Source organism: Rossellomorea sp. FS2, from assembly GCF_047915635.1.
Taxonomy (GTDB): domain Bacteria; phylum Bacillota; class Bacilli; order Bacillales; family Bacillaceae_B; genus Rossellomorea; species Rossellomorea marisflavi_A.
The window spans coordinates 1,651,209-1,677,761 of sequence record NZ_JBLRVS010000001.1 but is presented as its reverse complement, the minus strand read 5'-3'; the positions used below and the strand labels follow the sequence as shown (position 1 = coordinate 1,677,761).

General features: G+C 46.6%; 26 protein-coding genes and 1 other annotated feature. Of the genes, 20 read left to right on the top strand and 6 right to left on the bottom strand.

From position 1 onward, the window contains the following. Positions 1–177 precede the first annotated feature (177 nt). The 8 genes from ACNA6I_RS08740 (at position 178) to ACNA6I_RS08705 (ending at position 7,200) form a co-directional block, all read left to right on the top strand. Positions 178–918: a hypothetical protein gene (locus ACNA6I_RS08740; RefSeq protein WP_048012965.1), complete on the top strand. Its 741-nt coding sequence runs from the start codon at positions 178–180 to the stop codon at positions 916–918. A gap of 18 nt (positions 919–936) precedes the next feature. After that, positions 937–1,656, top strand: coding sequence for a hypothetical protein (locus tag ACNA6I_RS08735; RefSeq protein ID WP_048004333.1), 720 nt, complete (start codon positions 937–939; stop codon positions 1,654–1,656). 63 nt (positions 1,657–1,719) lie between these two features. Then, positions 1,720–2,685 (top strand): BMP family ABC transporter substrate-binding protein, encoded by a 966-nt coding sequence (locus ACNA6I_RS08730; RefSeq protein ID WP_048004332.1) that lies wholly within the window; start codon positions 1,720–1,722, stop codon positions 2,683–2,685. After that, complete coding sequence (locus tag ACNA6I_RS08725; protein WP_048004331.1) at positions 2,682–2,864, top strand: ComZ family protein; 183 nt, start codon at positions 2,682–2,684, stop codon at positions 2,862–2,864. The genes ACNA6I_RS08730 and ACNA6I_RS08725 overlap by 4 nt, the downstream gene beginning before the upstream one ends. 398 nt (positions 2,865–3,262) lie before the next feature. Next, on the top strand, positions 3,263–4,195 hold the full coding sequence (locus ACNA6I_RS08720) for a beta-ketoacyl-ACP synthase III (RefSeq protein ID WP_048015480.1): 933 nt from the start codon (positions 3,263–3,265) through the stop codon (positions 4,193–4,195). A 49-nt stretch (positions 4,196–4,244) separates the two neighbouring features. Next, positions 4,245–5,489 carry a beta-ketoacyl-ACP synthase II gene (gene fabF / locus ACNA6I_RS08715; protein ID WP_048004329.1) on the top strand — a complete coding sequence of 415 codons (1,245 nt, stop codon included), beginning with the start codon at positions 4,245–4,247 and terminating at the stop codon, positions 5,487–5,489. 94 nt (positions 5,490–5,583) lie between these two features. Beyond that, the gene (locus ACNA6I_RS08710; RefSeq protein ID WP_416313169.1) at positions 5,584–6,345 is read left to right on the top strand and encodes a DUF2268 domain-containing protein; all 762 of its coding nucleotides are present in this window, start codon (positions 5,584–5,586) and stop codon (positions 6,343–6,345) included. A 105-nt stretch (positions 6,346–6,450) separates the two neighbouring features. Beyond that, on the top strand, positions 6,451–7,200 hold the full coding sequence (locus tag ACNA6I_RS08705) for a YjbA family protein (protein WP_048004327.1): 750 nt from the start codon (positions 6,451–6,453) through the stop codon (positions 7,198–7,200). A 39-nt stretch (positions 7,201–7,239) separates the two neighbouring features. Here the strand turns inward: ACNA6I_RS08705 and trpS are convergent, their stop codons facing one another. Beyond that, positions 7,240–8,238, bottom strand: coding sequence for a tryptophan--tRNA ligase (gene trpS, locus ACNA6I_RS08700; protein ID WP_048015481.1), 999 nt, complete (start codon positions 8,236–8,238; stop codon positions 7,240–7,242). A 77-nt stretch (positions 8,239–8,315) separates the two neighbouring features. Then, positions 8,316–8,548: a binding site (T-box leader), on the bottom strand. Positions 8,549–8,589: 41 nt separating this feature from the next. Further along, a complete protein-coding gene (locus ACNA6I_RS08695; RefSeq protein WP_048004325.1) occupies positions 8,590–8,976 on the bottom strand; it encodes a DUF3899 domain-containing protein in 387 nt (128 codons plus the stop codon). Between the two features lie 454 nt (positions 8,977–9,430). Between ACNA6I_RS08695 and ACNA6I_RS08690 the strand changes: the two genes are divergently transcribed. From ACNA6I_RS08690 to pepF, 12 genes are all read left to right on the top strand, one after another. Further along, positions 9,431–11,095 carry a peptide ABC transporter substrate-binding protein gene (locus ACNA6I_RS08690; RefSeq protein ID WP_048012971.1) on the top strand — a complete coding sequence of 555 codons (1,665 nt, stop codon included), beginning with the start codon at positions 9,431–9,433 and terminating at the stop codon, positions 11,093–11,095. A gap of 163 nt (positions 11,096–11,258) precedes the next feature. Continuing rightward, a complete protein-coding gene (gene opp3b / locus ACNA6I_RS08685) occupies positions 11,259–12,188 on the top strand; it encodes an oligopeptide ABC transporter permease (protein WP_048004323.1) in 930 nt (309 codons plus the stop codon). Then, on the top strand, positions 12,188–13,213 hold the full coding sequence (gene opp3C, locus ACNA6I_RS08680) for an oligopeptide ABC transporter permease (protein WP_048012972.1): 1,026 nt from the start codon (positions 12,188–12,190) through the stop codon (positions 13,211–13,213). The genes opp3b and opp3C overlap by 1 nt, the downstream gene beginning before the upstream one ends. A gap of 20 nt (positions 13,214–13,233) precedes the next feature. Continuing rightward, positions 13,234–14,304, top strand: coding sequence for an ABC transporter ATP-binding protein (locus ACNA6I_RS08675; RefSeq protein WP_048012973.1), 1,071 nt, complete (start codon positions 13,234–13,236; stop codon positions 14,302–14,304). Beyond that, positions 14,304–15,239: an ABC transporter ATP-binding protein gene (locus ACNA6I_RS08670; RefSeq protein ID WP_048004320.1), complete on the top strand. Its 936-nt coding sequence runs from the start codon at positions 14,304–14,306 to the stop codon at positions 15,237–15,239. Before ACNA6I_RS08675 ends, ACNA6I_RS08670 begins: the two co-directional genes overlap by 1 nt. A 293-nt stretch (positions 15,240–15,532) precedes the next feature. Next, on the top strand, positions 15,533–16,732 hold the full coding sequence (locus ACNA6I_RS08665) for a putative glycoside hydrolase (RefSeq protein WP_416313168.1): 1,200 nt from the start codon (positions 15,533–15,535) through the stop codon (positions 16,730–16,732). Between the two features lie 256 nt (positions 16,733–16,988). Continuing rightward, positions 16,989–17,561: a GNAT family N-acetyltransferase gene (locus ACNA6I_RS08660; RefSeq protein ID WP_048004319.1), complete on the top strand. Its 573-nt coding sequence runs from the start codon at positions 16,989–16,991 to the stop codon at positions 17,559–17,561. Between the two features lie 291 nt (positions 17,562–17,852). Then, the gene (gene spxA, locus ACNA6I_RS08655; RefSeq protein ID WP_048004318.1) at positions 17,853–18,248 is read left to right on the top strand and encodes a transcriptional regulator SpxA; all 396 of its coding nucleotides are present in this window, start codon (positions 17,853–17,855) and stop codon (positions 18,246–18,248) included. 352 nt (positions 18,249–18,600) lie between these two features. Further along, positions 18,601–19,272 (top strand): adaptor protein MecA, encoded by a 672-nt coding sequence (gene mecA / locus ACNA6I_RS08650; RefSeq protein WP_048004317.1) that lies wholly within the window; start codon positions 18,601–18,603, stop codon positions 19,270–19,272. 73 nt (positions 19,273–19,345) lie between these two features. Beyond that, the gene (gene cls, locus ACNA6I_RS08645; RefSeq protein ID WP_048015482.1) at positions 19,346–20,836 is read left to right on the top strand and encodes a cardiolipin synthase; all 1,491 of its coding nucleotides are present in this window, start codon (positions 19,346–19,348) and stop codon (positions 20,834–20,836) included. A gap of 88 nt (positions 20,837–20,924) precedes the next feature. Continuing rightward, positions 20,925–22,079, top strand: a complete 1,155-nt coding sequence (locus ACNA6I_RS08640; RefSeq protein WP_416313167.1) for a competence protein CoiA — start codon at positions 20,925–20,927, stop codon at positions 22,077–22,079. A gap of 93 nt (positions 22,080–22,172) precedes the next feature. Continuing rightward, positions 22,173–23,996 (top strand): oligoendopeptidase F, encoded by a 1,824-nt coding sequence (gene pepF / locus ACNA6I_RS08635; RefSeq protein ID WP_416313166.1) that lies wholly within the window; start codon positions 22,173–22,175, stop codon positions 23,994–23,996. 54 nt (positions 23,997–24,050) lie between these two features. On the opposite strand, the gene ACNA6I_RS08630 is transcribed toward pepF, so the two are convergent. The 4 genes from ACNA6I_RS08630 to ACNA6I_RS08615 all read right to left on the bottom strand — a co-directional run bounded on the left by ACNA6I_RS08630 (position 24,051) and on the right by ACNA6I_RS08615 (position 26,541). Further along, positions 24,051–24,224, bottom strand: a complete 174-nt coding sequence (locus tag ACNA6I_RS08630; RefSeq protein WP_048004313.1) for a hypothetical protein — start codon at positions 24,222–24,224, stop codon at positions 24,051–24,053. 283 nt (positions 24,225–24,507) lie between these two features. Then, complete coding sequence (locus tag ACNA6I_RS08625) at positions 24,508–25,389, bottom strand: ClpXP adapter SpxH family protein (protein WP_048004312.1); 882 nt, start codon at positions 25,387–25,389, stop codon at positions 24,508–24,510. Next, positions 25,361–25,762, bottom strand: coding sequence for a globin (locus ACNA6I_RS08620; RefSeq protein WP_148794855.1), 402 nt, complete (start codon positions 25,760–25,762; stop codon positions 25,361–25,363). The genes ACNA6I_RS08625 and ACNA6I_RS08620 overlap by 29 nt, the downstream gene beginning before the upstream one ends. Positions 25,763–25,926: 164 nt before the next feature. Next, positions 25,927–26,541 (bottom strand): lytic transglycosylase domain-containing protein, encoded by a 615-nt coding sequence (locus ACNA6I_RS08615; protein ID WP_148794857.1) that lies wholly within the window; start codon positions 26,539–26,541, stop codon positions 25,927–25,929. Positions 26,542–26,553 lie beyond the last annotated feature (12 nt).

Below are 26,553 nucleotides of genomic sequence, written 5' to 3'. Positions count from 1 at the left end.
TTCATAATCTCCTCTATACTACCACAGCTTGGGCTTTTAATAAATGGCGAAAATGTGAAATGTAACCCCTGTCATTTTATGCTCTTCATCACGAATTCCCTTAATTATGGGCTAATCCCCTTTCCGATACAGGACCCCGGCATACACTATAGTACCTTGGAAAAAGGAGAATTTCAGATGTATCAACGATTGTTTCAAGTAGAGCAAGAGTGGTGCATGATTCATTATCCCGAACGACCGAACGGTTTTGCAGTGATGATCATTGGTGATTACGGTCAAGATGTAGATGAGAAAAGCAGTTTCTGGTCTCAGCATGAGTTCCGTAAGAAATGGGTCCGCGATATGACGGATAAAGGGTATATCGTTTTTTACAGCAATCTGTACGGAGCCAATTGGGGAAGCAAAAAGGCAGTCCGTCTTGCACATCGCCTCTATCAATATGTGAAAAGGACGGAAATCATCAACCCCCGTATCCATATCCTGATCGAAGGAATGGGCGGGCTAGTCCTGAAAAACCTTTATCCCCTGATGAAGGAGGATGTGAGGAGCATCGTGATGCTGTCGCCATGCATATCCCTGCTGAACCATCTTCAACAGGAGAAGGAGCAGAAGTTCTTCCACAAAAAGCTCATTCGGGAAATCAGACATGCTTTCAATATCACGGAAGATCAGTGGCCGTCATTCCTTGGAAGTTTAACTGAAGCAGACGTGTTCCAGACAATCCCGATGCCGATCTACATTGTGCAACCTACCAGCCTGAATCGTTATAAAAATCAGGTCACACTCATACTAGATATATATAGGGACCGGTTGGAAAACGGTCTGATGGTCGATTTGTTTTATGTCCTTCCTGAGAAACGGATCTCCCTGGGAAGGAAATTCACATCTTATTTTGCGAAGCACGAAAGCGAACTTTAGCTGATGGGAGTGAAGAAAGTGAATCATGCATATGTGTATCCGGCCCAGGGATTTCTGGGCTTTGAATTATGTACGGCGCTGCTCGAGGAAGGGTGGGAAGTAACAGCACTTGATTCTGGCAGGGAGATGGGTGATCATTGGATGGAAATCGGCCGGAATGCCAATCTCCACTGGACGTCTTATGCTGAATGGGATCGAGTGGTTCCTTCCGGAAGTCATGTGTATCTGCCCTATTATGATCAGGAAGACCTTATAAAGGGAAAAGAAGGCGAGACCTTGATGGGAAAGGCAGCATACACCATCAGGGTTTTCAGCCATTTTCAAGATCCTCCCTCGCAAAATCCAGGCGGTGCCGATATATATATTCCCACCTTGATCGGTCCGCGGCAGCCCGAGTCGTATCTTTTTGCCAGACTACTAAAGGATGTTCATGAAGACGAACCGGTACAAGATGATCCGACCGGCGTGATCTACGTGAAGGATGCCGCCAGGAAGATCGTCTCACTCGCAGGGGGAAAGGGAAAGGCCGTTCTTCATTTGAAGGGGGAAGCGGGGTGGTCGGAGGCCAGGTCCCTCCTGACGGAAGCCGGAATTCCACAAATGGAAGCACCGAAGATCATCAGGGGCAAGGAAGTATCTGTCACGGCTTCTAAAAATCTTGAAGGCATCTTTGATGAGCAATTAAAGGAAGCCGGGATAAAAAAAGGAAAAAATAGCTTCCCTTATTCGGAGCGGTAAAGGTAAAATAAATCCGTTGCACTTATTTTTACGAGTTCCGAAGAATCAAAGGAGTTGCTGTACTTGATCATGAAATTTTTTCACTTGTCGATGATCCTGTTGCTCATCGGGGGCTGCTCTGCCGGTAACCGGTCAGGAGAGATGGATAATGCCGGTCTGCTTGTACCGGAAACGATCGATGACGGCGTTTGGGGAACCAAGGGCTATCAAGGTCTTTTAGGCATCCAGAAAGAGTTCGATGTGAAGGTTTATTATAAAGAAGGCATGAAGAACGATGCATCGGTCCGTCAAGCCATAGATGACTTTGAAAAGGAAGACGTCAATCTTGTTTTCGGACATGGGAGTGAGTATTCTTCCATATTCAATGAGGTGGCATCAGAGCATAAAGACATGCATCTGGTGAGCTTCAACGGGGACGCCACGCAGAAAAATACTACCAGCCTGACTTTCAAAGGCTACGCTATGGGCTTCTTTGGAGGGATGACGGCGGCTTCCCAGACCAAGACGGATCGACTCGGCATCATTGCCGCCTTTTCCTGGCAGCCGGAAGTACAGGGGTTCATTGATGGAGCCAGATACCAAAACAGTGAAGCAGAGGTTCTGGTCGATTATACAGGTCACTGGGATCATGCCGAGGTTGCCCTCGAAAGGCTCGACGGACTCCTCGACCAGGACGTGGACGTTGTATATCCTGCTGGGGACGGGTATAATGTGGCTGTAATTGAAAAGCTCAAGGAATCAGGCCGGTATGCGATCGGGTATGTGAGCGACCAATCAGACCTTGGGGAATCAACGGTGCTGACGAGTACGGTCCAGCATGCCGACAAATTGTATGAATTGATTGCCGGGAAATATACAGCCGGTGAGCTTGAGTCGGGTAATCTTGAATTCGACTTCCAGGACGGGGTCATCTCCATGGGAGAATTCAGCCCTGTAATCCCTGATGGATTCAAGAGCGAAATGAACCAGCATATCAAAGCATATGTCGATACCGGGAAACTACCGAACGGAAAGGAGCCGCCACTATGAACGAAGACAAAACGATGGAATTTTTGCAGATCGCGATGAAGTATCTTCCGGAAGCACAGGAACAGCTCGAAAAATCAGGAATCCAGCTCAGTCCAGATATGATTCAACCGTTCCTGTCCATGTTCACCAACGTCATGAACGAAGCGTATGAACTAGGGAAGCAGGACGCGTCGAAGTAATGTACATAGAACAGGAGGAATGATTCACCCCGCCTGATCAACAAGAAACCCAAGAGACGACATAAAGTCCCTCTTGGGTTTTTTCGGCGTGTGGAGAATGAGGTTCTCCCCGGTGAACCCCGCAAGCTTGATTCGAGGGTTGACGCTTTCTTTGAAGCTCTTCTACTTAGAAGGACCTTACCCATTTAAGTATTGGGGTTATGATTCCCCCACTCCGAAGAGAACGTACCGTGATTAGTAGTACCCGATCATTCATGCACGGTGAAAACCAAATGGAACCCCGGATGATAATCGAAAAGCAAGGCAAAAAGAATTGCAGAAAAGGGAAAAGTCCGTTAAAATTAGTACCAAGTCATAATAATTGATAATAAAGCAAAGATAAACAGGGGGATGCCGATATGAATACTGGAATCATTGGAATAGGGCGCTATCTGCCTGAGAAGATATTGACCAATGCCGATTTGGAAAAAATGGTGGATACATCGGACGAATGGATCCGCACACGAACAGGGATTGAAGAGCGACGTGTGGCAGGGGATGATATCGATACATCGGATATGGCCTATGAAGCTGCGAAAAAAGCCATCGGGGATGCAGGCATCTCACCTGAGGATATCGACCTGATCCTTGTGGCAACCGTCACGCCTGATCAGCCTTTCCCTTCCGTCGGATGCCTCCTCCAGGAGCGACTCGGCGCCAAGAAAGCAGCAGCGATGGATATCAGTGCTGCATGCGCAGGCTTCATGTATGGTATGATTACCGCAAAACAATTCATCGACAATGGAGCCTATAAGCACATCCTTGTTGTCGGCGTGGAGAAGCTGTCGAAAATTACAGATTGGGATGACCGCAATACTGCCGTCCTGTTCGGTGATGGGGCCGGTGCCGCTGTCATGGGTCCTGTACCTGATGGCAAAGGGATCCTCGCTTTCGAGCTGGGTTCTGATGGAACCGGGGCAAAGCACCTCTATCAGGATGAGCACATCATCATGAATGGTCGCGAAGTATTCAAGTTCGCTGTACGGCAGATGGGTGAATCCTCCATCAACGTCATTAATAAAGCCGGGCTTGATAAAGAGGACGTCGATTTCCTCATTCCTCACCAGGCGAATATCCGCATCATGGAAGCTGCAAGACAGCGTTTGGAGCTGCCTGTTGAGAAGATGTCCAAGACCGTGAATAAATATGGAAACACATCTGCCGCATCCATTCCGATTTCACTCATCGAGGATCTTGAAGCCGGAAGGGTGAAAGAAGATGACGTCGTCGTCATGGTGGGCTTCGGTGGGGGCTTGACCTGGGGTGCGATCGTCATGCGCTGGGGAAAATAATCGATAGAGAACTATCTTCTACTACTTATACGATAAAGGAGACCGAACAATGGATATGAAACGTGTTGTAGTAACAGGATTGGGTACCGTCAATCCGTTAGGAAATGATGTAGATACGACGTGGGCGAATGCCCTTGCAGGAAAATCAGGGATCGGACCACTGACAAGGCTGAATGCTGATGAGTATCCTGCCAAGGTGGCGGCCGAACTGAAAGATTTCAATATTGAAGACTTCGGGATCGAAAAGAAGGAAGCACGGAAGATGGACCGTTTCACTCACTACGCCATCGCTGCTTCCCTTATGGCTGTAAAAGACGCCAAACTTGAAATCACCGAGGAAAATGCCAATCGTGTCGGTACATGGATCGGTTCCGGAATCGGCGGGATGGAAACATTTGAAACCCAGTATGAAACCTTCCTGAAGCGCGGATACCGCAGGGTGAGCCCGTTCTTCGTTCCGATGATGATCCCGGATATGGCTGCCGGCCAGGTATCAATCCTCCTAGGAGCAAAAGGATTCAATTCCTGTACCGTAACGGCTTGTGCAACAGGTACAAATTCCATCGGAGATGCATTCAAGGTCATCCAGCGCGGTGACGCGGATGTCATGATCACGGGTGGAGCGGAAGCACCGATCACGAAAATGTCCGTAGCAGGCTTCTGCGCCAACACAGCCCTTTCGACCAATCCGGATCCGCAAACGGCTTCAAGACCATTCGATTCTGAACGTGATGGCTTCGTCATCGGAGAAGGAGCGGGGATCGTCATCCTTGAAGAACTCGAACACGCTTTGAAACGCGGAGCGACAATCTACGCTGAAATCGTCGGCTACGGTTGCACGGGCGATGCACATCACATCACGGCGCCTGCACCAGGCGGTGAAGGTGGGGCGCGTGCCATGAAGATGGCGCTTGATGATGCCGGTGTGACGCCAGAGCAGATGGATTACATCAACGCCCACGGTACGAGTACCGCCTATAATGACAAGTATGAAACCATGGCCGTCAAGGAAGTATTCGGTGATCATGCCAATCGCCTGGCCATGAGCTCGACGAAATCCATGACCGGTCACCTTCTCGGTGCAGCGGGCGGTGTGGAAGCGATCTTCACGGTTCTAGCCATGAAGGATGGGAAGCTTCCACCGACGATCAATCTTCAAAATCCAGATCCTGACTGCGACCTGGACTATGTAGCCAATGAAGCACGTGAGCAGGAAGTCAATGTTGCCATGAGCAATTCACTGGGCTTCGGTGGTCATAATGCCACGCTCGTGTTCAAAAAATATGTGAAGTAACCAAGTGCCTGCCGATCTTTTCGGCGGGCTTTTTTTCTATCTTTCCTGAAGGTTGCATATATATGAACCAAATCAGCAGGAAAGAGTGATATGAATGTCCGTGGTTCCTACAGATGAATGGCTGCAGAAAAGCTTCGATGATCCTGTCGATATGCTTGGAAGGACGAAACGGGGCAAGGGGGAAGGTGAAGCCTTCTATGCTTATCTCAGGAAGCAAGGCATGTATCTGCCCACCCGGCAAATGAAAGAACGATTTAATGAACTGAAAGATGCGGGATTATGGGGGAAGGTATCTTCTTTTGAGAAAAGATATAAAAGAAAGTGGAAGGGACCGGATGTGCCTATCTATCTATTCCCCATTGAGTCAAGGGCTGGACTTTTCAGGTCGTCGACAAAGAAATCCGGGGTATGTTTCCCTGATGAAATCTTTCTTTTCCTCCAAACGCTCGAAAACGAAAAAGAATACGAATCGCTATTTGTGCATGAGTACCATCATTGCACCAGGATGAAAAGGCTTGGTAAAAAAGAAGAAGAGTATACGCTCCTTGATTCCATCATATTTGAAGGCCTTGCAGAGAATGCCGTGAGAGAATATTGCGGCGTTGATTACGTGGCACCTTGGACAAGGAAATACAGTGAAGGGGATTTGTCCGGGTGGTACGCGGAGTGGATCAAACCGAGCTTGGATCTGACAAGGAAGGATGCTCTTCACGATGAACTTCTTCATGGGAAAGGGAAGTACCCTGATCTTCTTGGATATGCCGCAGGCTATCAGATCGTCCGGGCCTTTTTAGAGAAGAATGGGCTGAATAACGTGAAAGCCATGGGACTCCCATCATCTGCATTCTTGAAGTAGACATTGTATGAAGAGGGATAAATCAGAAGAAATGAAGAATAAATGCATCTCCTATTGACCATACTGATTGACAACCAAACAATGTAGTAAAGCGAGGGGTCAATCATGTTATATCTTCATGATGTATGGGTCAATTGGTTCGAAGGGGAAGAAAACGGATATAATATCTGCCATTTTCACGAATGGAGAAAAGAGGACGTCATCGAGCTGCTGGATCAAGTTCCTCTATTGAAAGTCGGCAAAGAGTTGTATCATTACATCGAGAATGATTTATCAGAATTACCTCGGCAGATGCTGGATGATGTGTATCAAAAAGCGTATCTCAGAAAGAACCATGAACGCATCCAGCAGGATTATTGCTTCGTGGTCACCGATGGCACGGCGATTCTGGCGGTCGATACGATCGGCTATACCGTCCCGATCAGGAAGAGCCGGCTGATTCCCCGTCAGGAACAGTTGGTATATGAAATGGTGGAGAGTCAAGAGGAGCTTCAATATGAGTTCAAACCCGATCAAAAGCGGGAGGAAGCATACCACATCCTTTCCCCGAACCCGTTCATGATGAGCGGGCTGACACGGAAGGAAAGGCAGTTGAAGCAACTTCTTTTCATGGCGCTCGATCAACTTCGCACCTCGGAGAACACTGCTGAAGTGAGATATTGGTATACCGAGTGGGCCCCAGAACAGTACAGGACGATCCAGGAGCTCGATTTCCATGAAGCATGGCAGATGCTTTATGAAGATACAAAATACGGATGGTCCGATAAACATCTTTCACTCTGCGAAAATCTGATCAAAGGGCAACCATTCTTTGAAAAGCTGTGGGAAGTGGAGAATCGTCCGAAAGTAAATTGAACAAAAAGAACCTTGAGCCCATGCTCAAGGTTCTTTTCATTATCGCTTTTTCCGTTCTTTTCTTCCAAGGCCCATGGCCTTTTCCATTTTCTTTAGCATCTTCCCGGCCGTACGATTCGCTTTTTCAGCTCCGCGGTCGAGGATGTCGTCAAGCTCCTCTGAATCAATGAGCTCGTAATAGCGGTCTTGAATCGGCTTGATGGCATCAACGACCACTTTGGCAAGATCGCCCTTGAAATCACCGTAGCCTTTTCCATCATATCGCTCTTCAAGTTCGGCAATCGGCGTGCCTTCAAGAATCGAATAGATGGATAGAAGATTCGAAACCCCGGGTTTTTCCTCCCGGTCGAATCGCACGATCCCATCGGAATCCGTCACAGCGCTCTTGATTTTCTTTTCAATCACCTTTGGATCATCCAGCAGTGTAATGAACGCTTTTTTGTTTTCGTCGGATTTGCTCATTTTCTTCTGTGGATCTTGAAGGGACATCACGCGTGCGCCTACCTTCGGGATGCGCACCTCGGGAACCGTGAAGATATCGTTGTATTTCTTGTTGAAACGCTCCGCAAGGTTCCGGGCAAGCTCTAGATGCTGTTTCTGGTCCTCACCGACAGGGACTAGATCGGTACCATAGAGCAGAATATCAGCTGCCATGAGGGGAGGGTAGGTAAGGAGACCGGCCGATACAGCTTCTTTTCCGTGGGATTTATCCTTGAACTGAGTCATGCGCTCAAGTTCCCCGATATAGGTTACGCACTGCAGGATCCACCCTGCCTGTGCGTGCGCGGGCACCTCCGACTGAATGAACAGCGTGGCTTTCTCGGGATCGATCCCGCAAGCAATGTATAGGGCAGCAAGGCTGCGGATGTTTTTGCGCAGTTCCGCTTTATCCTGTGCAACGGTGATTGCATGCTGGTCCACCACGCAGAAATAGCAATCATACTCTTCCTGAAGCTCCGTGAATTGCTTCATAGCCCCGATATAATTTCCCAGCGTGATTGTTCCGCTCGGCTGAATGCCGCTAAAAATCGTTTTCATCTTCATTCCTCCTATAGTACAGTTCCAGTATCATCATGACCATCCGGCCAAAAAGAAAACCCACCCGTCCAAAAAAAAATAGGGACGAATGGGTTGTTTCCGCGGTGCCACCCTAAGTTACTCAGGAATTGAGTCAGCTTAGTCCATGCCATGCATGGTCCCCGGTTAACGGAAGGGGTCCGTCCCCGGCTACTGCTTTCACCAGGGAAGCTCGAAAGTCCATTCCCCCGCAAGCGGATGCCTGCTTTCAGCGGACGCAGGCTCTCTGGGAACCGGCAGGCGGGGTACTACTCTTTGTCAAAGCCTGTTTCATATATGCAAAAGCCATTATATGAAAAATAAGAGGCGAAATCAAGTATAGAGAGAGTATGAAAGGATCAGGGAGACGGCAAGGGAGAGGATCCCGATATAAAAAAGAGGTGCCGTCAGACGGAATGGTTCTCTCACTGCATACACCTCGTGTATTTCTTTCCGCTCCTCCATCTCATCGAACTGCGCCACGTATTCATCTTTTTTCGATCTTGACCTGAAACGTCTGAACGCATACAGGATCCCGTTCAAGAATCCGTTCTGAAAAACAAACATCAGGGCAGCAACGGATGCATAAGAAATTCCGACGATGAATAAAGTGTCAATGAGGGAAAGGAGCAGATCCGATCCGTTCATATAGCGGACAAGATAAACCGCTGCGAGGTAGAGCAAGGTGATCAGCGGCAGGACGCGTAAACGTTTCATCATGTTGCACCTTCACTTCCGAAATAGTTTCAAGCCTTCCCTCCGGTAGAAAGGGGAGGCATGCTGTCTTCTTATAGAAGTATACCCGAAGCGTTCAGGGTTTGAAAAGGAAGCAAGAGCACGAATTCACAGTTTTTTATATCTATCCGCCTTCCTAGATAATTATAATGAGGAATGGAGAACGCTTTCTTCCGATAAAGAAGGAAAAACAGGAGGAAAATCGCTGGTTTAATTGGTTGATTGTAACATTTGTAATGGGACAAACAACCCTTATTTTGTGTATAGAACCCTTATATAGCAAGGTTTTAACACCTTATTACCTAGTAAACTGATTATTTAGCAAAAAAACTGTTAAATTCGTATTGCAAAAATATCTCTATCATGTATAATAAGTAACAAATCTTCTGAAAATTAGAAGATAAATAAATATGAGAAGTATGAGGAGGTCAATTTCAAGATGAAGAAAAAGTTTTCTTTATTACTGGTTCTTCTTCTAGCTGTGAGTACTTTCTTGGCTGCCTGTGGCGGAGACAAGAAGACTGACGGCAAAAAAGAAGGGGCAGCTGGGGGATCTGATACGAAAGACGAGCAAGTATTGAATCTTGCCGAAGCTTCCGAAATCCCGTCAATGGATTCAGCTCTTGCAACGGATGCAGTATCATTCAACGTTATGAACCAGGTGTATGAAGGTCTTTACCGCCTTGGTGAAAACGATGAGGCTGAGCTGGGTATCGCTGCTGAAGAGCCTGAAGTAAGTGAAGACGGTAAAAAGTATACATTCAAGCTACGTGATGCAAAATGGTCTAACGGTGACCCTGTCACTGCACAAGACTTCGTATACGGATGGCAACGTGTTCTAAATCCAGACACAGCAGCTGAGTATGCGTACATCATGTCTGATGTTAAAAATGCTTCTAAAGTAAACGAAGGTAAAGCAAAACCTGAAGAGCTTGGAATCAAAGCACTTGATGAAAAGACTCTTGAAATCGAATTGGAAACAGAAGTTCCTTACTTCAAAGCATTGCTTTCTTTCGCAACATTCTACCCGCAAAACCAAAAGTTCATTGAAGAACAAGGCGACAAATACGGTCTAGAAGCTGATACAGCAGTATACAACGGACCTTTCACACTTTCTGAGTGGAAGCATGAACAAAGCTTCAAACTTACGAAAAACAAAGATTATTGGGATGCTGACACTGTTAAACTTGACGAAGTTAACTTCAACATCGTAAAAGATACAACTACGGCAGTTAACCTTTATGAAACAAACAAAATCGACAGGGTTGGCCTAAGCGCTGAGTTTGTTGACAAATACAAAAATGATGAAAACTTCAAAACGCGTGGAGAAGCATCTGTATTCTTCCTTCGTCTGAATCAAGACTCTAAAAACTCTGAGATTCTGAAAAATGAAAATGCACGTAAAGCATTCGACTCAGCATACGACAAGCAAGGTATGGTAGACGTTCTATTGAACAACGGATCTGTACCAGCTTACTACCTCGTTCCTAAAGATTTCGTTACAGGTCCAGACGGTAAAGAATACCGTGAAACTGCCGGAGAAGCATTTGGTGGCTTCGATGTAGAGAAAGCAAAAGACTACTGGGCTAAAGCCAAGAAAGAAACTGGCATCGACAATGTAGAGCTTGAGCTATTGAACTATGACAGTGAAGCTTCTGCGAAAATCGGTGAGTACTTCAAAGAGCAACTTGAGTCAAACCTTGACGGATTGACTGTTAAGATCAAAGCTCAACCATTCAAGCAAAAGCTTGATCTGGAATCAAAAGGTGACTATGACTTCTCCTTCGCAGGATGGGGCCCGGATTATCCAGATCCGATGACGTTCCTGGATATGTTCGTAACAGACGGTGCACATAACCAAATGGGTTACTCTAACCCTGAATTTGACAAATTGATCGAGCAAGCTAAGACTGAGCTTTCTTCTGATCCAGAAGCTCGCTGGCAAGCAATGGTTGATGCTGAAAAGATCCTCTTCGATGATCAAGCAATCAGCCCGATCTACCAACGAGGTGTTTCTTACCTTGAGCGTCCATACGTGAAAAACGTGTTGGATCACTCTTTTGGGGCTGACTACTCTTACAAGTGGGCTTCTATCGAGAACTAAAACGCTCTAAGTTGAACCTTCTGAAGGAGAGTGTATGCATAGGCATACGCTCTCCTTTTCCAGTGATAAGCGACAATTTTCGCAATTTAAAAAATAAATTGAAAATTTGTCGATTATCGCTATAATGGAGAAGTAGTATAAACATAGAAAAGGGGGGCTAAGCATGGTCAAATATACTATCAAGCGTATTGTTTATATGATCATCACTTTGCTTATTATTGCAACCGCCACATTCTTCTTGATGAAGCTCCTTCCAGGGACTCCACTCACAAATCAAGAGAGACTGTCTCCGCAACAACAACAAATCATCCTAGATAAATACGGACTCAATGATCCACTGCCGGTTCAGTACGTCACCTATATGACGAACCTGGTACAGGGGGACTTGGGTTTGTCATTCCAATATGACAATCGCCCGGTGTCTCAAATGATCGCTGACCGTATAGGACCTTCCGCACTACTTGGTTTCCAAGCAATGGTATTAGGTACAATCGTCGGTTTGATTATAGGGATCATTGCGGCTATCAGACAGAACACCTGGGTTGACTATGGCTCTACATTCCTGGCCGTTCTGGGTATTTCAATTCCTTCTTTCGTATTTGCAGCGCTTCTTCAATACTATGTGGGAGTGAAATGGGAACTGCTTCCGGTAGCGTTATGGGGAGAGTATAAAAACACCATCCTTCCGACCCTCGCTTTGACAGTAGGGGTAGTCGCAACGATCGCCCGTTATATGAGAACTGAAATGATCGAAATCCTTAACACAGATTATATTTTGTTGGCTAAAGCAAAAGGGACAACAAACACAAATGTCATCGTGAAGCACGGCGTCCGGAATGCCATGATTCCAATCATTACGATCCTTGGGCCTATGACTGTCGGTATCATGACAGGAACAATGGTTATTGAACAGATTTTTGCTGTGCCCGGATTAGGGGAGCAATTCGTCCGTTCAATCAATACAAATGATTATACGGTCATCATGGGTGTGACATTATTCTATAGTGTTCTTCTTGTTGCCGTCATTTTCTTGGTGGATATCCTTTATGGAATTATTGATCCACGTATTCGTCTAGTTGGAGGGAAGAAATAATGGAACCAAACAAAAAAAATCAAGAGCAGCTATCAAAAGACCTCTTCCAACGACAAAAAGCAACAAGTGCACAAGCTGAAAAAATTGAACGACCAAGTTTGAACTTCTATCAGGATGCATGGATCCGCCTGCGCAAGAGCAAAGGGACCATCATCGGCTTGATCATTACACTTATTATCGTGTTCTTTGCGTTTGTTGGACCTATGATGAATGATCATAAGTTCTCTGATCAGAATATCCGTCATGCCAAACTTCCTCCGAAAATCGAAGCACTGTCTGGAATCAGCTGGCTTCCGTTTGACGGAAAGGACCATGAAGGATTTGATGTCTATGAAGCGCGTCAAGTCAAAGAGAACTATTGGTTCGGAACAGACGATTTGGGCCGTGACCTATGGACGCGTGTGTGGAAAGGGACTCAAGTTTCCCTTTACATCGGGATCCTTGCGGCCGTCATCGACTTCTTGATCGGAATTTCCTACGGTGGAATCTCGGGATACTATGGTGGAAGAGTCGATGATATCATGCAGCGGATCATCGAAGTCCTTGTGGGTATACCAAACTTGATTGTTATTATTCTCTTTATCCTGGTGTTTGAACCGGGGATATTCTCGATCACCATGGCGATGGTACTGACAGGATGGACGAGTATGGCCCGGATTGTCCGTGGACAGATCCTGCAGCTTAAAAACCAGGAATTCGTATTGGCATCCCGTACATTGGGAGCACCGAATAATCGTTTGATTTTCAAACATCTTCTACCGAACGTGATGGGGCCGGTAATTATCACCACGATGTTCACGGTTCCAGGTGCCATCTATACCGAAGCGTTCCTTAGCTTTATCGGGCTCGGTATAGCACCGCCGAATGCATCACTCGGATCATTGGTTAATGACGGGTACAGATCCATTCAATCCTACCCGCATATGATGCTGATTCCATCAGCGGTCATCTCATTGATCATCCTGAGCTTCAACCTCATGGCCGATGGGCTAAGGGATGCTCTTGATCCAAAACTGCGTAAGTAAGAAAAAGGGGGATATATAATATGGAAAAAGTGTTGGAAGTCAAAAATCTGCACGTCTCCTTTAATACTCATGCTGGAGAAGTGAAAGCCGTTCGCGGTGTGGATTTACACTTAGATAAAGGTGAAACATTGGCGATCGTTGGGGAATCAGGGTCAGGTAAGTCTGTTACGACGAAAGCCCTGATGCGTCTGATCCCGAACCCGCCTGGATTCATCAAGCACGGAGAAATGATGTTCGAAGGAAAAGACCTTGCTAAAATACCTGAGAAGGAAATGCAAAAGATCCGCGGGAAGGATATTTCGATGATCTTCCAGGATCCAATGACTTCCCTGAATCCGACTATGACAATCGGAAAGCAAATCATGGAGCCGCTATTGAAACACCAGAATATGAGCAAACCGGATGCTAAGAAACGAGCCATCGAACTTCTCAAGCTCGTCGGACTGCCGAGTCCGGACACCCGTTTCAAACAGTATCCCCATCAGTTCTCCGGCGGTCAGCGTCAGCGTGTGGTCATCGCGATTGCCCTTGCTTGTAATCCGAAAATCCTGATTGCCGACGAACCGACGACGGCCCTTGATGTAACGATTCAGGCACAGATCCTTGAACTGATGAAAGATCTTCAAAATAAAATCGATACGTCCATCATCTTCATCACCCATGACCTTGGTGTGGTGGCAAATGTAGCAGATCGCGTAGCCGTTATGTATGGCGGACAAATCGTCGAAACGGGAACCGTAGATGAAATCTTCTACGATCCGCGTCATCCGTATACATGGGGACTGATCAGCTCCATGCCGACGACCGACACAGACGGTGAACAGCACCTCAGTGCGATTCCCGGGACGCCTCCGGATCTGTTGAATCCACCTAAGGGGGATGCATTTGCACTAAGGAGCGATTACGCCATGAAGATCGATTTTGAACAGGAACCACCGTACTATCAGGTTTCTGATACACATTATGTGAAATCATGGTTGTTGCATCCGAATGCTCCGAAAGTTGAGCCTCCAGAGGCAGTGAAAGTAAGGTATCGCAGAATGCCTTCCAACTTTGCAGAGCCTGTACTTGTTGAGGGGGTACGCGTATAATGGCTGAAAAATTATTGGAAATCAAAAACCTGAAACAATATTTCAATCCTGGCAAATCAAATATGGTCAAAGCCGTCGATGATATCAGCTTTGATATTTATAAAGGGGAAACGCTCGGCCTTGTTGGGGAATCAGGCTGCGGGAAATCGACTACCGGACGGACCATCATCCGCCTTTATGATGCAACAGACGGTCAAGTGCTCTTTAACGGTGATGATGTACACGGGAAAAAATCCCGTTCGCAGTTGAAGAACTTCAACCGCAAAATGCAGATGATCTTCCAGGATCCATACGCAAGTTTGAATCCGCGTATGAAAGTCGCGGACATCATTGCAGAAGGAATCGATATCCACGGGCTTGCTTCAAATAAACAAGATCGCATGAAGAGGGTGCATGACCTTCTTGAAACAGTCGGACTTAACAAAGAGCATGCCGGCCGCTATCCTCATGAATTCTCAGGGGGTCAGCGTCAGCGTATCGGGATCGCCCGTGCCTTGGCTGTAGAACCTGATTTCATCATTGCCGATGAGCCGATCTCGGCACTGGATGTATCCATCCAGGCACAGGTCGTGAACCTTATGCAGGAGCTTCAAAAAGAAAAGGGACTTACGTACCTGTTCATCGCCCATGATCTTTCTATGGTTAAATACATCAGTGACAGGATCGGGGTCATGTACTACGGTAAACTCGTAGAATTGGCACCAAGTGATGCCCTCTACAACAACCCGTTGCACCCGTACACCCAGTCACTCCTGTCAGCTATTCCACTACCGGATCCTGATTATGAGCGCAACCGTAGAAGGAAAGAATATAATACAGCTGTCCATAACTATACAGCTGATGACAAACTTGAAATGCGCGAAGTCGCACCGGGACATTTCGTCTACTGTTCCGAAAAAGAATTCGTTCAGTATCAAGCTCAATACAAGCATTAAAAAGAAGACTCCCAGAAATGGGGGTCTTTTTTGCCCGAATGACCATTCTCTCATGAATTGAATGAGATCTATCATGATTTTTCACTGTCAGCATCATACGGATTTTCATCCTCATGGTTTCTAACCATCCTATGTATGTGAAAATCATAGAAACAGAATTCAGGTAGCAATTCCACACCTTTCGGAAATTTCGACATTATCTGTCCATTTTCCCTTTTCTTTCAAGTTCATTCATTGTTAGAATAGATAGAGGAGATACATATTTTACTAGACGAATAGAGGAGAGATTCGCTTTGAAGTGGAAAAAATGGGCTGCCGCTGCAGCAGGGATCGCGGTATTGTGTGCGCTTCCTTTTCAGGTGGCAGATGCAGAAGGAACTGGAAAAGAAGCTGGAACGCATCAAGTAAGGGCGATGGCCATGAAGGAAAAGGATGGGAGCGTGTCTCCCCGCTTTAAGTACGATTCCGGCTTGAACTTTGAGTATCCGGATGCCGTCCGCGGTATTTATGTTACGGGGCATTCAGCGGGTGGTTCGAAATTCGGACAGCTGACGAAGCTGATCGAAGAGACAGACCTTAATGCAATGGTCGTGGATATCAAAGATGATAACGGGAATCTGACGTATGTACCGGCTAAGTCATCACCCTATCACGATATTGGCCAACCTTTCATTAAAGACCCCAAACAGGTGTTGAAGACGATGGAAGAGAAGGAGATTTATCCGATCGCAAGGGTAGTGGTCTTCAAGGATACGGTCCTGGCCAACAAAAAACCTGAACTTTCATTCGTAGACGGGAATGATGTATGGAAAAACGGTCGCGGGGAATCATTCGTCAATCCCTTCATGAAGGAAGTATGGGATTACAATGTAGGTATTGCCATCGAAGCGGCGAAGATGGGATTCAAGGAAATCCAGTTTGATTATGTCCGATTCCCTGAAGGATTTGAAAATCGGGACGATGAGTTGAAGTATGACGGCGGTACATACACAAGTGAAGACTCCGATAACGTTCAAAAGCGCGTGCATGCCGTTACGGACTTTGTCGAATACGCCCATAAACAGCTTGAGCCGTATGATGTTGAAGTATCGGTCGATATTTTCGGCTACAGTGCCACATTGCCTGAAGCTCCGGGAATCGGTCAGAATTTCTCCAAGATTTCAGAAAATGTCGATGTGATTTCATCCATGATCTACCCGAGTCACTGGACGTCTTATTTTGGCATCGACAAACCTGATCTCGAGCCGTACAAACTTGTTGCTGAATATTCCAAGCTTGAAAATAAAAAACTCGGTGAGCTGAAGAATCCCCCTACTTCACGTCCGTGGCTGCAGGACTTTACGGCTTCATGGCTCGGTTCGGGGAATTATAAAGCGTATGGAAAAGCAGAAGTGGAGGCACAGATCAAAGCACTCAATGATAATGGAATCAACGAGTTCCTGCTATGGGATGCAGGCAACTCCTACACACGGGGTGTGGACTACACGCCTTGATCAATGAACGGTGCGGTCTTCCGGTTTAATGGATGGGCCGTACCGTTTTCTTCTATAGAAATGAAAGCCGCGATCATCACTTTCCGCGGGAAGGACATTTGACAAAGCCCCACATACTGCTATCATGATAAGTAGAGTGTCTGCGAAATCCCCCTTTTTCACCTTACAGCGTGAAAACCCCTCTCTCAAATCTGACATATATTTTACCATTTAGAGAAATCTAGTACTGCAAAACATTTTCAGAAGGAGTAGGTCCATGCATTGGTATGAGAAGTTAAATCAATATTTTCCTGTAGAAGAAATGAAATCTCGCGAGCATATGGAAACGCTTTTAAAAGAAAGAAGCGATATCTATCACAAAGATGAAGGAGAGTATCATGTCCTTATGTATGCAGAACTCGATGAGTTCATCTTCATCGATTATCTGTTCGTCTCCAAGGATGCCAGGGGTCAAGGTCTTGGCAGCAAACTGCTCGAAAAGCTGAAAGAGAGGAACAAACCGATCCTCTTGGAGGTAGAGCCTGTGGATTATGACGATACCGATACCGAAAAGCGCCTTAAGTTTTATAAACGGGAAGGGTTCAAACATGCCGTGACCATCGGGTATGCAAGAAGGTCCCTCGCAACAAATGAAGTGAATCCCATGGAGATCCTTTACTGGGCACCACAGGATGAGCCTGAAGAACTGATTTATGAATCCATGAAAAAAACATACGAACTGATCCATACTTATAAGGATGAAACATTTTACGGTGAATCCTATGAGTCGGTCGACGATGTGCTGACGCTGGATGAGGATCGTGACGGAGATGTATTGAAAAAACTGTGATACCCGGACCTTATTGCGATTCGCAATAAGGTTTTCTAAATGAAAATGAACTCATATGTTTAACAGTGAGTAGAAGGGGTATATCTTCAGTAGATGGATATGATCATACTGTGTTAAACAAATGTATAAGAAAATTGACAAATTGGTTAAAAGTATATTCAACAAAACATTATTCATGTATAATACGTTATAGAGATTGCTTATTTAAACTAATTTTAATTAAACCGTATATGTTTAAATAATACTCTACTTTATCTTTTCAAAAAAATCTTGAGGGAGTGTGAATGATTCGTGGTAACATTATTCACTTCACCTAGTTGTACATCTTGTCGTAAGGCAAAAGCTTGGTTAGAAGAACATGAGATTCCATATACAGAGCGCAACGTTTTCTCTGAACCATTGAGCATCGATGAAATCAAAGAAATCCTTCGCATGACTGAGGATGGTACGGATGAAATCATCTCGACTCGTTCTAAGACATTCCAAAAGCTGAACGTCGACCTGGAGACCCTTCCTCTACAAGAGTTGTTCGAACTGATCCAACAGAATCCGGGTCTCTTGAGACGCCCGATCATCCTGGACGAAAAGCGCCTGCAAGTGGGCTACAATGAAGATGAAATCAGACGTTTTCTTCCTAGGAAAGTTCGTACATTCCAACTCATGGAAGCTCAGCGCATGGTTAACTAACTCATATCCGCCCCGGTCAAATGGCCGGGTACCTTTTCTAAAAAAAGGGGGCCAGCTAACGAAGGTACGTTGCGTATCCTTTTCAGCTGGTCCCCTTTCACATTGGACGAGTTTTATCACTTGAATTTTCTGCAAATATCCGCTAAACTGGCAAAAACACTTGTTAATCAGCAGGATATGTGAAGTAAAATGGGTGCTAAATGTATTCCCATTTCAGTGGAATCAACATAAAATAGAAGTACAAGGTACAAACTAACCTAACTGTTTCTTCTATCTTCACCAGCAATCGAGCTGCAAGGCTCGGAGGGTGCAGTCCCTTCACTAACTTCATGCAAGAAGGGAGAGGTGTCAAATGGAAATCGAACGCATTAACGAAAATACAGTCAAGTTTTATATATCTTATGGGGATATCGAAGATCGCGGTTTTGACAGGGAAGAAATCTGGTATAACCGTGAGAGGAGCGAGGAGCTATTCTGGGAGATGATGGATGAAGTCCATCAGGAAGAAGACTTCGGAATCGAAGGACCTCTCTGGATCCAGGTTCAGGCACTCGATAAAGGCCTTGAAATCCTCGTGACCCGTGCTCAGGTCTCCAAGGATGGTCAACGTTTTGAACTGCCGATCCCTGAAGAAAAGCTGAAGGATCTGCCGGTTGATGAACGGATCGAAGAACTGCTCGATCAGCATTTCCAAATCAAGCAGGATCCCGAAGGAGAAGGGGACGCATCACTCGACTTCACTCTAACGTTCCGTGATTTCGAAGATGCCATCTCGCTTGCCCACCGGATGAAAGACCAACCGCTGGAGCAAATGGCCACAAAGCTATTGGCTTATGAGAATAAATATTACCTGTACATCAAGTTTTCCGAAGAACATTTTACGGAAGAGGAAATGGAGAATACCCTCAGCATGCTTCTCGAATATGCCGATGAATCACGGATGACGGTCCATCGCCTTGAGGAATATGGCACAGTGGTCATGGCTGAAGATGTATTCGGTACGATACGTACACATTTTGCATAATGCCCAATACCGGTTTCTGATGAAATCGGTATTTCTTTATTTTAAGAATCCATCCTGAAAGGTGTTCACGAGTATGAAAAATACGGTACGTGTACTCTTATTCCTCCTGGTGCTTGTGATCAGTTACCTGCTCTACTTTGATCAGTATTTACACGGTATAGTCAAATATGTCAGCTTGTTGTTCACCTTCTCCGTCATCTTGATCGGATTTTTGATCTTCTTTGAAAACCGTCACCCGACACAGACGTTGACATGGCTTGTGGTCCTTGGCGCATTCCCGTTCCTAGGCTTCATCTTTTATCTGTTGTTCGGCAGGAACTTCCGAAAGGAACGGATGTTCAAGAAAAAATACATATTGGATAAACAAACCTATCTGCGCTACGAACCCGGTCCGTTGGAAATGGATCGAGATCTGTTTCAGGACAAGTATTTTCGTCTTGCCAGGCGAATCGGGAATAGCTCGATCTCTTTTTCTTCATCGACGAAGGTGCTGACCAATGGTGATGAAACGTTCCGGGAGATTTTGGACTGGCTGAAGACGGCGAAGCATCATATCCATCTTGAATACTATATTGTCCGTCATGATGACATCGGCTCTCAGATCAAGGAGGTCCTCATCCAAAAAGCCAGCGAAGGGGTGAAGATCCGCTTCTTATATGACGCTGTGGGCTCATGGCAGCTATCCAGGAAATATATCACCGAATTGAAGGAAGCGGGAGTCGAGATGGTTCCATTCGGCCCGGTTAAAATACCCATCCTGAACAATAAGTTCAATTTCCGCAATCATCGCAAAATCATTGTCATCGATGGTTCCATCGGCTTTGTCGGCGGGTTGAATATAGGGGATGAGTATCTCGGGAAGAACCCATCCTTTGGATTTTGGAGGGATACCCACCTTATGGTCAAAGGGGATGCCGTCAGGACCTTGCAGCTTATCTTCCTCCAGGACTGGTACTATATGACGAGTGACGATTTCATCACGCCGGGCTATCTGACTCCAGATCCTGGCGAGGGGGATGGAGGCGTGCAGATGATTGCAGGGGGACCTGACAATGAAGTCAGCGTGCTGAAAAACCTGTTTTTCTCTATGATCACATCTGCTCAAAAGAGTGTGTGGGTTGCGTCACCCTATTTCATACCGGATGAAGATATTTTCTCAGCCCTGAAGATTGCCGCCCTCAGTGGAGTGGACGTGAGGCTCCTTGTACCCCATAAGCCTGATAAAAGAATTGTCTTCCATGCTTCCCGTTCCTACTTCCCCGACCTTCTTGAAGCAGGCGTCAGGATCTATGAATATCAAAAGGGTTTCATGCACAGCAAAATCATCATCGTGGATGGAGAGCTTGCATCGATCGGCACGTCCAACATGGACATGAGGAGCTTCCATTTGAATTTTGAGGTCAACGCCTTCCTATACAAAACGGAAAGCACCCTTGATCTTATGACTGAATATGAGCATGATCTGGAGCATGCCGAAGAGCTGTCACTTGATACATTCCAAAAGCGTCACCTCGGCTACCGGTTCCTTGAATCGACATCTCGTCTGCTATCGCCGTTACTATGAACTTTCCCGGAAAATCCGGGGAAGTTTTTTTTGTGGGAAGAAAGGAGATCGGAGTGTGTTCGTAGAATGAGTGGGGAGGAGGTGTTCCATGCTGACTGCTCATGTCAACAACCGTTTATTCACCGCGTTCCATCATTCGAGAGAAGAACTCTTGAAGCTTCGTTCATCCGCCCCCGCCATCACTTGTCCCCACTGTTGTAAACCATTGCTCCTCAAGGTCGGGAGCAAGACCATCCCCCATTTTGCCCACCAAATCAAACAGGACTGCCCCGCCACCCAAAAAGGCGAATCCACTCTTCACCACTCCGGAAAGAAAATCCTCTACGATCGGTTCCACAGCCTGTTCAAAGATGTGAAAGTTGAGTACTTCTTAAAGGAAATCAATCAGATTGCCGATGTGTTCATCACTTCGGGGACCGCAAGAATAGCAGTCGAGGTCCAGTGCTCGACCCTCTCTGCAGCAGAACTGAAGAAGCGGACAGAGGGGTACCGGTCTCTCGGCATCCAAGTGATCTGGCTGCTAACGGAAGGAGCCCCCAGACCGAGCGGGGCACTCAGGCTTTCTTCGTTCCAGCAAGCTTTCCTGCGCCATGCAGAACCCCTTGGCTTATTCCTTCTTCTTTTCCTCCCTGATCAACTGGAATTTCATCTCTACCAAAATCTCATCCCCCTTTCTGCGAATACCTTCCATGCTTCCAGGCCTCACAAGATTCCCGTAAGTACATTCACCATACCCATGACCATCGGACAAGCACCTGTAAGGACGTTTCCCTACGGGGTTTGGGACCGCTCAAGGACTAGTTGGATCCAACGCATCCTCAGGTACCCAACCGAGCAAGCTTTTAAGCGGCAAGTATACCAATCAGGGGATATTCTATTGTACCTCCCGCAATGGGTAGGTCTATCCCCTCACCACCGGATCGAAACGCATCCTGTCATCTGGCAGTATTACCTTTGGAGTGATACGTTGAAGAAAGGGGACACAGGACTCGACACGATCATTTCTGCCCTGGCTGTGAGGGTAGAGAGCGGTGACGTGAGGGTCAGGGACCTTCCCCTTGTGGACCAAGATGGCTGTCCTTTAGAGGAAGCCGTCAACTGGTACTTATCCTTACTAGAGAAGCTGGGAATCGTCACAGTGGAAGAAGGAATGTGCAGACTTCTTCAAGAGTGGGAATGCCCGGAGACGTTCGATCTCTATATGCGTCACCGTACGGATTTTTCAGCACGATTAGGCATATAGTATAGTGAGACCGATTAGTTGCAGGAATACGTTTGTTGAGAGAGAATAGTACTATTAAGGAAAAATTGCAAAAAATGAGGATGGAGGATCACTATGTCTAATGAAACAGCTGTAAAACGCCTGCCCAACCGCAGCGAGGTAAAGCAGGAGCTAACATGGAGGCTCGAAGATATCTTCCCGAGTGACGAAGCCTGGGAGAAGGAATACAAAGAGATCCAGGAGCTCTCAAGCAGGGCAGGGGAGTTCAAAGGGACGCTCGGCAACGGAGCAGATGAACTATATGCCGCTTTTGCCTTCCAGGATGAGATCCTTGAGCGGATGGGGAAGGTTTATACATACTCACATATGCGCTATGACCAGGATACCACCAACTCCCATTATCAAGGGATGGACGATCGGGCGAAAAGCCTTTATACAAAACTCGGAAGCGCATTTGCCTATCTGGTTCCGGAGGTTCTTTCTGTCGATGAGGAAAAGATTGCATCGTTCCTTGAAGAAAAACCTGAATTGAAGGTTTATGCCCATGCCCTTGAAGAGATCAACCTTCAACGTCCCCATATTCTGAATGAGAAGGAAGAGTCCCTCCTGGCTCAGGCCTCCGAAGTGTTCAGTTCATCGAGCAACACATTCGGAATGCTGAATAATGCCGATCTTGAGTTCCCCAGTATAAAAGACGAAAACGGGGAAGTGACGGAAATCACTCACGGGCGTTTCATCCGTTTCATGGAGAGCAGCAATCGTTCAGTCAGGAAAGAAGCGTTTGAAAAAGTCTATGAGACGTACGGAAAGTTCCGCAACACATTCGCTTCAACCCTGAGCGGCACCGTGAAGAAAGATAATTTCTCTGCAAAGGTTCGGAACTACGATTCAGCACGTCATGCAGCCCTTTCAAACAACAATATCCCTGAACAGGTTTATGATAACCTGGTCGAGACCGTCAACAATAATCTGCACCTCCTCCAGCGATACGTGAAGCTGCGCAAAAAGGTCCTTGAGCTCGACGAAGTCCATATGTATGACCTGTACACTCCGCTTGTGAAGGAAGTCAAAATGGAAGTCGGGTATGATGAAGCCAAAAAGATGATTCTTGATGGACTCAAGCCCCTTGGTGAAGAATATGCAAATGTCCTGAAGGAAGGTTTTGAAAACCGCTGGGTGGATGTTGTGGAGAACAAAGGGAAGAGGAGCGGAGCCTATTCATCGGGTGCATACGGGACGAATCCGTATATCCTGATGAACTGGCAGGATAATGTCAATAATCTATTCACCCTTGCCCATGAGTTCGGGCACAGTGTCCACAGCTATTACACCAGAAGTGCCCAGCCATATACGTATGGGAATTATTCCATCTTCGTGGCTGAGGTGGCATCGACGTGCAATGAAGCACTCCTGAATGACTATTTGTTGAAAACGATCGACGATGAGAAAAAGCGTCTGTATCTCTTGAACCATTATCTTGAAGGATTCAGGGGCACGGTCTTCCGTCAGACCATGTTTGCCGAGTTCGAGCATCATATCCATAAAAAAGCCCAGGAAGGCGTTGCTTTGACGTCGGAATACCTGACGAAGGAATATTATGAGCTGAACAAAAAGTATTTCGGAGATGAAATCGTCATCGATGAGGAGATCGGGCTTGAGTGGGCCAGGATTCCTCACTTCTATTACAATTACTACGTTTATCAGTACGCCACAGGCTTCTCGGCTGCCACAGCCCTCAGTCATCAGATCCTCGAAGAAGGCGGGCCGGCTGTCGAACGGTATATCGAGTTCCTGAAAGCAGGAAGTTCCGATTATCCGATCGAAGTGCTCAAAAAGGCAGGAGTCGATATGACGACTTCCTCGCCAGTTGAGGAAGCATGCAAGGTCTTTGAAGAAAAGCTCAATGAAATGGAAACCCTTCTCGAGAAACTCCAATAGGTAATTAAGAAGACGCCCGCTTGGTTAAGCGGGCGTCTTTGAATCCAGGCAGAATCATCGTTGAAAACCTTTGAACCGATGGCGTGTGAAAAGGGAATGGATGAAGATCAGCACGCATACGAACAGGATCGGGGAAGTGACATAAAGCGGGATCAGTTTCATGAGACCGAATAGATTGAGGATGAAGCTGATTCCGATCAGTATGAGGAGGATCAACTGTTTCACCATGAGAGCGTCTCCTTTGGCAGCCGTTTTCTACTATGTATATGTGCCGGTACCGCTTCTCATTCATTGGAATATGACAATATTGTGAAATACCATACAAACTCTTGTCATGCCGAGCCAGCTCATGGTATATTATCAGTGTGAAGTTGATCACAAGCAAACATATACCCCTTTGTTTGACCGTGAAAAATTTCTCCCATCCCCTTTGTTCGTATTTGAAAAGCCGATGTTGGCGACAACATCGGCTTTTCCATTTGTTCAATTATTATTATATCGGGATAATTAACTACCCGATATACCTCCAGAATGTCCCGTGCTTTGCAGGGATTTTTTTCACCTTCTGCTGAAGGGCCCACTTTTTCATTTCTTTCTCCACTTCTTCAACCGATAAATCGTATACAACGGCAATTTCCATCGTCCCGACCAGGCGGTAATGCTTCATGAAAACATCAAGTGAGGGAAGCGTCTGTTTTTCAGGTTTCTCTGCAAGCATTTCTTCAATGATGTGTACGTAAACGTCATACGGATACATACCTGCGATTTTCAAACCTTCGTCTTCGATGTTCTCATTGAAGAATACAAGGGTAGGGATTTCTTCGACTTCCATCTCGGATGTGATCTTAACATCACACTTAAAAGCTTTCGCTGCAGAATCGGAGTGGATATCGTTCATGAATTCATTTAAGTCCAGCTTGGCAGCCTTGGCGCATTCCTTTAATACATCGATGGAGGATACGTCCCTTTTCTCCAGGAATAATCGTTCCTGAAGGCAACGAAGGAAGCGGATGCCCTGGTGTTTACCCTGAAGCTCGGCTGCCTTGATGGCAAACGATACGACATAGGGTGAATCAATGGGATTTTCTTTCCATAGGCTCCCGTCGCAAGACATTCCGGACCTGCTGGCCGTCTTATCCCAGTGCTGGGCGAGATCCGCCTGTTTCCTTCTTGTCGCGATATTCAGGGAGGAAAGCTGCCCGCTCAGGATGTAGCGGATGCGGAAGTATTGACCGTATTCGATATGAAGCTTTTTCATGATGGGTTCCAAGGCCCAGCATTCCGGACAAAGAGGGTCGACAAACATATAGATCTCCAGGGGCTTCTTATCGGCGCTGCATCCTTTCAGTGGATGCCAGTTCACGCTAGTCAATGTCACTCTGCTCCCGTTCATCGGTATTCACCATATGGTGGGCGGTGAGCGCAAGGCGATGGAAGAAATCGTCGCGTACAGGACCCTCTAACTGTACGTCGTCCATGGCTTCATGCATGCAGCCGAGCCATGCCTTCGCACGTGACTCGGTAATCGGGAAAGGAAGATGTCTCGCACGGAGCATCGGATGCCCGTGTTCTTCCGTATAGACCGGTGGCCCCCCCAGATATTGTGTCAGGAATTGTTTTTGTTTGCGTGCTGTTTCGGTCAAATCATCCGGGAACAGGTTGGACAGCTCCGGATGTCGGGCTACTCTATGATAAAACGCTTCTACGAGCATGGAGAGTTTCTTTTCGCCGATTAGATTATAGGGCAGGTTAGGTTTCTCGACCATAAGAATGACTCCTTTTTTACTAAGTTTGTAAGTTCATTCTAGCAAGCCTGCCGTGTTAGTACAAACAAATCGGCTTGCCCTCCAACCATAGTGTGACCGCAATGGGGGAAACGTATGAAAGGGGGAGCCCGTGAAATAAAAAGAAGCCTGCCTTGAGGGCCGGCTCATGCGTAATAAGAATCCATGATCTTTCTCACATAGTTCTGGGTTTCCTGAAATGGGGGAACGCCACTGTACTTATCTACATTACCCGGTCCTGCATTGTAAGCGGCAAGGGCAAGCTTCATGTCCCCATCGTATTTCACCAGCATCTGCTTCAGGTACTTCGCGCCGGCAAAGACGTTCTGTTCAGGGTCATAGATGTCAGTGACCCCGAGGCCGCGGGCGGTTCCAGGCATGAGCTGCATTAATCCTGCGGCACCTGCGTGACTGGTGGCTTCAGGGTTGTAACCAGACTCCTGCTTCACGACGGAGTGGACCAACTTAGCTGGTATCCCGTAGCGTTCGGCTGCCCTGCTGATGATGGAGTCGAAGCCTGTCCCAGGTGCCTGGTTTACATCACGTTCCTGTGAATGGGGAAGCGACAGGGAATTTGGCGTCTGCGGCATGGCATCGAGGAGGTTCTGTACACTTCCCAATGTGTCGTTGCCGGTTGTCTGAAGTGCCGAGTCGAGCATGGTTTGGAACAAATTCGTGCCTTCACTTGATGATGAGGCGATGGAACCGAGGTTTCCCAGTGCTTGAAGCTCCATCATCGCTTTAACTTGTTGGATGTTCATGTATCGGATCTC

Excerpts from the sequence above, each read along its gene's own strand:
- ACNA6I_RS08615 (WP_148794857.1), bottom strand. The coding sequence starts at position 26,541 with ATGAACATCCAACAAGTTAAAGCGATGATGGAGCTTCAAGCACTGGGA.
- cls (WP_048015482.1), top strand. The coding sequence starts at position 19,346 with ATGAAAAATACGGTACGTGTACTCTTATTCCTCCTGGTGCTTGTGATC.
- ACNA6I_RS08630 (WP_048004313.1), bottom strand. The coding sequence starts at position 24,224 with ATGGTGAAACAGTTGATCCTCCTCATACTGATCGGAATCAGCTTCATC.
- trpS (WP_048015481.1), bottom strand. The coding sequence starts at position 8,238 with ATGAAAACGATTTTTAGCGGCATTCAGCCGAGCGGAACAATCACGCTG.
- ACNA6I_RS08625 (WP_048004312.1), bottom strand. The coding sequence starts at position 25,389 with ATGAACGGGAGCAGAGTGACATTGACTAGCGTGAACTGGCATCCACTG.
- opp3C (WP_048012972.1), top strand. The coding sequence starts at position 12,188 with ATGGAACCAAACAAAAAAAATCAAGAGCAGCTATCAAAAGACCTCTTC.
- fabF (WP_048004329.1), top strand. The coding sequence starts at position 4,245 with ATGGATATGAAACGTGTTGTAGTAACAGGATTGGGTACCGTCAATCCG.
- ACNA6I_RS08725 (WP_048004331.1), top strand. The coding sequence starts at position 2,682 with ATGAACGAAGACAAAACGATGGAATTTTTGCAGATCGCGATGAAGTAT.
- ACNA6I_RS08660 (WP_048004319.1), top strand. The coding sequence starts at position 16,989 with ATGCATTGGTATGAGAAGTTAAATCAATATTTTCCTGTAGAAGAAATG.
- ACNA6I_RS08675 (WP_048012973.1), top strand. The coding sequence starts at position 13,234 with ATGGAAAAAGTGTTGGAAGTCAAAAATCTGCACGTCTCCTTTAATACT.
- pepF (WP_416313166.1), top strand. The coding sequence starts at position 22,173 with ATGTCTAATGAAACAGCTGTAAAACGCCTGCCCAACCGCAGCGAGGTA.
- ACNA6I_RS08640 (WP_416313167.1), top strand. The coding sequence starts at position 20,925 with ATGCTGACTGCTCATGTCAACAACCGTTTATTCACCGCGTTCCATCAT.
- opp3b (WP_048004323.1), top strand. The coding sequence starts at position 11,259 with ATGGTCAAATATACTATCAAGCGTATTGTTTATATGATCATCACTTTG.
- ACNA6I_RS08705 (WP_048004327.1), top strand. The coding sequence starts at position 6,451 with ATGTTATATCTTCATGATGTATGGGTCAATTGGTTCGAAGGGGAAGAA.
- mecA (WP_048004317.1), top strand. The coding sequence starts at position 18,601 with ATGGAAATCGAACGCATTAACGAAAATACAGTCAAGTTTTATATATCT.
- ACNA6I_RS08740 (WP_048012965.1), top strand. The coding sequence starts at position 178 with ATGTATCAACGATTGTTTCAAGTAGAGCAAGAGTGGTGCATGATTCAT.
- ACNA6I_RS08670 (WP_048004320.1), top strand. The coding sequence starts at position 14,304 with ATGGCTGAAAAATTATTGGAAATCAAAAACCTGAAACAATATTTCAAT.
- ACNA6I_RS08690 (WP_048012971.1), top strand. The coding sequence starts at position 9,431 with ATGAAGAAAAAGTTTTCTTTATTACTGGTTCTTCTTCTAGCTGTGAGT.
- ACNA6I_RS08720 (WP_048015480.1), top strand. The coding sequence starts at position 3,263 with ATGAATACTGGAATCATTGGAATAGGGCGCTATCTGCCTGAGAAGATA.
- ACNA6I_RS08620 (WP_148794855.1), bottom strand. The coding sequence starts at position 25,762 with ATGGTCGAGAAACCTAACCTGCCCTATAATCTAATCGGCGAAAAGAAA.
- ACNA6I_RS08695 (WP_048004325.1), bottom strand. The coding sequence starts at position 8,976 with ATGATGAAACGTTTACGCGTCCTGCCGCTGATCACCTTGCTCTACCTC.
- ACNA6I_RS08710 (WP_416313169.1), top strand. The coding sequence starts at position 5,584 with ATGTCCGTGGTTCCTACAGATGAATGGCTGCAGAAAAGCTTCGATGAT.